This window comes from Levilactobacillus spicheri DSM 15429 (assembly GCF_001435095.1).
In the GTDB taxonomy this organism is placed as follows: domain Bacteria; phylum Bacillota; class Bacilli; order Lactobacillales; family Lactobacillaceae; genus Levilactobacillus; species Levilactobacillus spicheri.
This window is the reverse complement of record NZ_AZFC01000019.1, coordinates 1-3,709: the sequence shown is the minus strand read 5'-3', so window position 1 is coordinate 3,709 and position 3,709 is coordinate 1. Positions and strand designations below refer to the sequence as shown.

General features: G+C 44.1%; 9 protein-coding genes and 1 tRNA gene. All 10 read right to left on the bottom strand.

The features are described from left to right. Positions 1 to 259 precede the first annotated feature (259 nt). The 10 genes from FD37_RS12810 to FD37_RS07460 all read right to left on the bottom strand — a co-directional run bounded on the left by FD37_RS12810 (position 260) and on the right by FD37_RS07460 (position 3,637). Positions 260 to 317 (bottom strand) — tRNA-OTHER (locus FD37_RS12810). An 81-nt stretch (positions 318 to 398) separates the two neighbouring features. After that, on the bottom strand, positions 399 to 866 hold the full coding sequence (locus tag FD37_RS07500) for an ArpU family phage packaging/lysis transcriptional regulator (RefSeq protein WP_082605154.1): 468 nt from the start codon (positions 864 to 866) through the stop codon (positions 399 to 401). A gap of 95 nt (positions 867 to 961) precedes the next feature. Continuing rightward, entirely contained in the window at positions 962 to 1,219 is a 258-nt protein-coding gene (locus FD37_RS07495) for a hypothetical protein (RefSeq protein WP_056964528.1), read from the bottom strand. Positions 1,220 to 1,221: 2 nt separating this feature from the next. Continuing rightward, positions 1,222 to 1,542: a hypothetical protein gene (locus tag FD37_RS07490; RefSeq protein ID WP_056964526.1), complete on the bottom strand. Its 321-nt coding sequence runs from the start codon at positions 1,540 to 1,542 to the stop codon at positions 1,222 to 1,224. 11 nt (positions 1,543 to 1,553) lie between these two features. Continuing rightward, positions 1,554 to 1,769 carry a hypothetical protein gene (locus FD37_RS07485; RefSeq protein WP_056964524.1) on the bottom strand — a complete coding sequence of 72 codons (216 nt, stop codon included), beginning with the start codon at positions 1,767 to 1,769 and terminating at the stop codon, positions 1,554 to 1,556. 26 nt (positions 1,770 to 1,795) lie between these two features. Next, positions 1,796 to 2,026, bottom strand: a complete 231-nt coding sequence (locus FD37_RS07480) for an ASCH/PUA domain-containing protein (RefSeq protein WP_056964522.1) — start codon at positions 2,024 to 2,026, stop codon at positions 1,796 to 1,798. Between the two features lie 11 nt (positions 2,027 to 2,037). Beyond that, entirely contained in the window at positions 2,038 to 2,229 is a 192-nt protein-coding gene (locus tag FD37_RS07475; RefSeq protein WP_056964520.1) for a hypothetical protein, read from the bottom strand. Then, on the bottom strand, positions 2,210 to 2,947 hold the full coding sequence (locus FD37_RS07470) for an N-6 DNA methylase (RefSeq protein ID WP_056964530.1): 738 nt from the start codon (positions 2,945 to 2,947) through the stop codon (positions 2,210 to 2,212). The genes FD37_RS07475 and FD37_RS07470 overlap by 20 nt, the downstream gene beginning before the upstream one ends. A gap of 152 nt (positions 2,948 to 3,099) precedes the next feature. Then, positions 3,100 to 3,429: a hypothetical protein gene (locus FD37_RS07465; RefSeq protein ID WP_056964518.1), complete on the bottom strand. Its 330-nt coding sequence runs from the start codon at positions 3,427 to 3,429 to the stop codon at positions 3,100 to 3,102. Then, the gene (locus tag FD37_RS07460; protein ID WP_056964516.1) at positions 3,422 to 3,637 is read right to left on the bottom strand and encodes a crAss001_48 related protein; all 216 of its coding nucleotides are present in this window, start codon (positions 3,635 to 3,637) and stop codon (positions 3,422 to 3,424) included. Before FD37_RS07460 ends, FD37_RS07465 begins: the two co-directional genes overlap by 8 nt. Positions 3,638 to 3,709: the final 72 nt, after the last annotated feature.

The window sequence follows — 3,709 nt, the reverse complement described above, 5'->3', positions numbered from 1 at the left end:
CTTAACCTTCAATTCGAGAGAAGTTTTGCCTTCTTTCTCTTTGAATTTGATTTTGGACGCTGTAGTTTCAAACGATTAAAATTTTAGTTTGAACGTCCAATATGTGATTGGCGTGGAATCGAACCACACGCGGTTATGAACCTCCTGACGTGGACCTTTTATTTTTAGGCACGTTTCAATCACCCGTCGACTTACGCTTTTAAGCTTAGCGTATAGAACTCGCATTTTGGGGTTGCGCAATACCGTGGTTGCTGACCAATACGTGCAACGGGAGTCGAACCCGTATCTTCTTTGCTCTTCCGTTGAGCTATGCACGTCCATTTCATCAATCGCTTATGTTACCAATTTACACCCAAAAATTGGATGGTGCCTGCTGTCCGACTGCACAAAAACTGCACTCAAACTGCATCAAAACTGCTTTTTTTAAAAATATGGAGATCATCCAGCATGTAGCAATCGGCAAACTGTAATAGTGCTTTTGGCTTCCAAACGTGGAAATAGCTGGACTCAGAAAATCCTAAGTCCATAAAGCACATGGTATCTGATAGTTCTTGTAGATATAGTTCATCTAAGATATTCTGGCAATCTTTATCACAGTGTTTAATTGCTTGGATTGTCCGTTTGACGACTTCTCCGGCATATAGCCGCCGTAAAATTCTTGGCTCTGTCGCGTTACCCGATGGCTGATATTTTGGCATTCCATCATAGCTAGGTGACTTCAAGTCGCTCATTGATTGTCCACTGATACGAACCATCTTAGGCAATACTACGGATAAAAAGTGTGTCACGTTTTGCAAAGTTGCTCCAGCATCTACTTCCGGGAAGAGACTTCCCATATTCACATTGTCAAAATCCAATTCAGCCAACCCTTTCAGCCCCTATCAATGGTATAATTAATTTGTTGACCATTGAGTAAGAACAAATTGGGTAAGGGCTGTTGTGTCAGCCCTTTTTTATGCAGTTAGCTATTTCGATTACTGGTCACGACATCTTCCAAAAAATTATGCTTAGAAGCCAATTCGTAGATGGCAACTGTGTCTTCCTCTAGTGTTCCCTTCTTCACAGCTTTGATCAACTTTCTACTTGAGACATACTCTTCGTAACTAAGTGAGGCTAGGGCGCCATCGGGGCTCTCTGCTTCGACAATTTGTACTTCAGTAAATGCCTTTTCAGCCTTTCCAGGAAGATAAAATTTGTTCACTAACAAATACTTTTTCATGGTTAATCCCACACCTTTCCTTCCGGCTCTAGCCCATACTCATAAACTGCATGGTTGAGTGCCACATCTACTGACTTTGCCTTTTGTACGTACTGCTCAACGCTTGTGACACGTTCATCACCGCGTTTCATCATTTCCTTAGCAGCTGCCTGCAAAGCTAGTGGCATAGAGTTGTAGTAGCCCAAAATGCGCTCATTAAAAGCCTTTCCAGTCTTAGTTGTGATAGTTTTCGGCGTTCCATCGTCAAATAATTTAGCGAACGCCACAATATAGTTTCTTGGTTCGCTTGTGATGTGATACTCACCGATACGCATATCAATCATGATCATTCCTCCTAAAATGGCCGTGTCAGCTCATGTAGCACGTTAGTAATCTCCGCATTGCTCAGCATACCCAAAGCAATGTAAACTTCCTTAGGCACGCTGTGCTCGCTTAATCTGGATTGAAACTCAGCCAGCCCCATCAATACATCGTCTTCTGGCACCAATGATTCCAGATAGCTAAGTAGCATACGTTGGTTACCGTTCATTTCGTCTCGTGTTTTATCCATACGTCCTCCTACATAAAATAAGAATTTTATTTAATCGCCATGACTATATAGCCTGGCTTCTGCTGATAGTCGGTTATATAAGTCACCTTGCGTGCCACTATCTTACCCGTGTATCTTTTGTTTTCTGGTACCCACTCTTTTAAGATCAGCATGTCACCGACCTTATAGCCACGATCATTCTTCCTAATTTCAAACGTTTTGGTTCCCATGAATACCGCTTTGAAATAGTCCGGTTGAATCTTTAATTCATGTGTCATATTTTTGCTCCCTATCCCATCGTCAGCTCATGGATAACCTGGTTGCGTTCCTTCGCTGACAGCTTGTTAATCGCGTTGCGCTGGCTGTTGCTCAGCTTGGTAAAGTGATTGCTGCACCACACTAACGCCTGTGCCACATCACCACTATAGCTTGCCATGCCTTGCAGCACGTAATTGCGATACTCAATCTGTTCGTGTGTCATAATGACTAATCCCTTTCAATTTTGAATACTTTTCAATAAATTTAGCTGCAAAGTCATATTTATTACCGACGTTGTCACGCCACATGTTGATGTCTGCTTCAATGTGATCTATGGGACTATCAATATATCGGCTAACATTAAACTCTGCCATCGTGGTTCTATTCTGTGGCATAACGTTCACTGTGCTAAACGCTAAGAAATCATTTTTATCATTCAACAGATAATAAACATTGTTGACTTCACGGCTCAAACTATCGCCATGAATAACGATTGCGTTAATGCCTCTAATTGATAGATTAAATAGCAGAAATGGTAACGCACGTTCTGACTTTTCTTCCAGAACCATAAAATCATCTGACGGCTCGTAGGAAAAAGGGTTGTGGTTTTCAATTAAATCGTGCCGCCAATGCCGAATAGCAATGCCACCTGTGCCAGCTGCTGATTCAAAATACGTATCAGCATTGCCAACAATGCCTGCCATAATATCCGAAACGCTATCTGGTGTAAAATCTTGTTTTTTCGTCTTACGCTCCGCTTGTTCACTCTCAAAGTATTCATGAAACCAATCAAACGATGTATCACGCTCAACTTCTAAAAATTTTTTAAATGTTTGCTCACGTTTTTCACGGTTCATCATGATTAACATCAATTTATCCGGAACTTTAAATGCTTCATCTACGCCTAACAATTCATTTACTTTTTCACTGGTGAATTTCATCTTTCCTCCCAATCTCAACATCACTCGGTGCCACCTCAATATGCCTGTGGTCGCCTTTAACTTTCATTATTGCCAACCGCCTATCACTACGCTTGATCCAGCATAGCCATGTGGCTGGCTACTTAACGTGGTGACGTCGGTGGTAGCACACATTATCGCCGTGCTTCATTGCCTGCCTCCCGTAGCTTCTGACCGTACTCACGTGCCGCGGCTGCCAGCGTGGTCTCAATTGTCTCGGCTCGTTCAGCGTAGTCGTCAACCGTCATGATGGGGCCCGCACCGTTCTGCAGCATGTCCCGGGCGATTGCCTGGAACGCCTGCGCAAGATTGCGGTAGTAGCCAAGATTCCGCTCGATGTACACCTTCTTGCCCTTGTAACTCACCTCGTAGGCCGGTTCGTCGCCGTCCATCTTGGCAATGGCCACGATAAAGTTTCGCTGGTCCGATGTGATGTGGTACTGCTCGATTCGCATGTCAATCATCGATTTCTACCTCCAAATCCTTGACTCGTTCGTCCAATGCCGTCGTGTAGGCGTTCATGGCCACCCACTGTCGACGCATGGCACTCTGCTGGTCGCCTGAGATCTCAATTGCGTGGCTGTCGAGGAACTTCGCTAGCTTCCATGACCGGTCGGAGATCTCGGCCCGTTCCGCTTTCAAATCTGCAATCAATTCGCTTGAATCCTTCATCCGTTGCTCTTCCTTTCGTCGTGCTGTCTCTGGAGCTCCTGGAGCGCTTCTTCGTACCAATCCGGGTAATCA